Source organism: Ruegeria sp. YTSC106, assembly GCF_059609765.1.
This window is the reverse complement of sequence record NZ_JBXWMI010000045.1, coordinates 1-2,333: the sequence shown is the minus strand read 5'-3', so window position 1 is coordinate 2,333 and position 2,333 is coordinate 1. Positions and strand designations below refer to the sequence as shown.

The 2,333-nt window shown below is 56.2% G+C and carries 2 protein-coding genes; one reads left to right on the top strand and one right to left on the bottom strand.

The genetic code is table 11. The features are described from left to right. The first annotated feature begins 182 nt into the window (after positions 1-182). A complete protein-coding gene (locus AC2FEB_RS23280; protein ID WP_299902847.1) occupies positions 183-1,184 on the top strand; it encodes a helix-turn-helix domain-containing protein in 1,002 nt (333 codons plus the stop codon). A gap of 69 nt (positions 1,185-1,253) precedes the next feature. Here the strand turns inward: AC2FEB_RS23280 and AC2FEB_RS23275 are convergent, their stop codons facing one another. Then, on the bottom strand, positions 1,254-2,231 hold the full coding sequence (locus tag AC2FEB_RS23275; protein ID WP_496677703.1) for an HpcH/HpaI aldolase/citrate lyase family protein: 978 nt from the start codon (positions 2,229-2,231) through the stop codon (positions 1,254-1,256). Positions 2,232-2,333: the final 102 nt, after the last annotated feature.

Sequence of the window (2,333 nt, the reverse complement as noted above, 5' to 3'; positions counted from 1 at the left end):
GTCGACAACGCATACGGCGACAGAAACCTCGTCTGCACATGCCCCCCAATGGATGCATACGAAGAAGCCGCGGAATAGGTAGCTAGGCGTAGCAATCCGCTTCTTGCCTTGACGGATTGAAATCCAAGAAAGAGGGCAGCGTCCTGCGAGGCGCTGCTTCTTGCCAAATCAATGGAGGAACAATGAAACACTATGTCCTCGCAAATGATCGCGCCAACCTGGCAAAGACAGGGCCGGAGGTGCCCGAAAGACTAAAATACATCGATGTTATCCTAAGCGACGAGCGGGCGCTGGCGTCGGCTGAAATCGTTGTTGAGTTCTATCACGCATTGAACAGCCTGGTCGAAGATTTCTCTTACGTGGTCAATCTCCGGGTGTCCGGAAAAAACACCGTCGGCGGACCTCTCTATTGGGCGGGTCGTACCGCAATTTTCTGGGGCGACCTGGAAAACAACTGGGACGTTGCCGGTCCGCGCAGAAGCTGGATCTCGCAAGTTCTTAACCTGTCTTCAAGGGCTGTTCTGGTCGGTGGAGCTGTCCTGCTTCTTGTGCAGCTGGGCAGAGCGGGTCGAAATGTCGTTGCGGTGCATCCGAACTTCGCCGCGGCCGCGCTGGAAAGCGGATTGGAAAGCTGCGGCACGGGGACTCATCTGGCCGCCGACGGGCGTCCGCACAGCGCGACCAGCAGATTGAGCGCGTTGAGATTGTTGTCTGAATTTGTGTCCATGGATCACGGAGAGCATATCGCGGACTCACTACGCAGCTATATTGGTCTGGCCGAACCCGTGCAAAAACACGAAAGCAGACTAGCCGCACGGTTGGTGCATAGGGCAAAAGGTGATCTTTTGGTCGTACGCACCCTGGATGCGATGCAGGAAAACATCGAAGATCCTCTGACGATTTCTGATCTCTCCCGCGTGCTCAAAACCTCAACACGTCAGCTGCAGCGACGGTTCCTGAGCAAAACCGGGGCAAAGCTGCTTTCGACATACAAAGAGCTTCGGCTGGAACGCGCGCAAAGCCTGTTGCAGTTCACCAACATGTCGCAGATCGAAATCTCGGCAGCCACTGGCTTTTCATCAACCGTCGCTTTGAAACGTGCGTTTCAACGCAGCTACAGAACCAGCCCCGACGATGTTCGCAACAGTCGGTTCATGGGGACGATAGCATCGGGGAACGGCTAGCCATTATTCGGTTTCAGTAACTGTCGATGATATCGCGCGGACAGGATGCCCACGCAACTCTGGCTTGGTTCAGGCCGCCGCTATCTGGCTTGCCTTTTCCACCAGCACTTCGGCCTGACGGATTGATGCGTAGTCAATTAGTCGACCATCCAGCGAAACAGCGCCTTTTCCATCGGCTTCGGCCTCGGCCATGGCGACGAGAATTCGCTGTGCCTTGGTAACTTCAGCGTCGGACGGCGACATCACCTCATTGGCAAGTGCGATCTGGCTTGGATGAATGGCCCATTTGCCCTCGCTACCCAGAACAGCAGCGCGTTTTGCGGCGGCCTTGTATCCGTCAGGGTCCTGAAAATCACCAAAAGGTCCGTCAATCGGGCGCAGTCCGTTCGCGCGCGCCGCAACCACCATACGGGCCAGTGCATAATGCCACATGTCACCCCAGTGGATCTGGCGCCCACCATCCGAATCCGCATCGGTCAAGACAGAGTAGTCCGGGTTCACGCCGCCGATGATCGTGGTGCGTGCGCGGGTCGAGGCGGCATAGTCGGCAACGCCGAAATGCAGGCTTTCGTTGCGCTTTGACGCGGCAGCGATCTCACTGACATTCTGCATGCCGAGCGCGGTTTCGATGATGTGCTCGAATCCAATCCGTTTCTTATAGCCTCTGGCATCTTCGATCTGGGTGACAAGCATATCGACCGCGTAAACGTCAGCAGCAGTTCCGACCTTGGGGACCATGATCAGATCAAGGCGTTCACCAGCCTGTTCGACCACATCCACAACGTCACGGTACATATAGTGGGTGTCCAGACCATTGATCCGCACCGACATGGTCTTGTTGCCCCAGTCGATGTCGTTCAAGGCCTGAATGATGTTCCTGCGCGCCTGCTCCTTTTCGTCCGGTGCTACGGCGTCTTCCAAATCAAGGAAAATGACGTCGACATCGGATTTGGCTGCCTTTTCGAACATTCCGGGTTGGCTGCCGGGCACGGCCAATTCACTTCGGTTCAGACGGGCTGGGGCTTGGTCAATGGAATGAAAGCTCATGGGATCGGGTCCTTCGTCTTAAAGATTCGGATAGATCGGGAATTTGGCGCAGAGGTCTGCGACTTCGGCCTTGACCTTGGCTTCGACGGCGCTGTTGCCGTC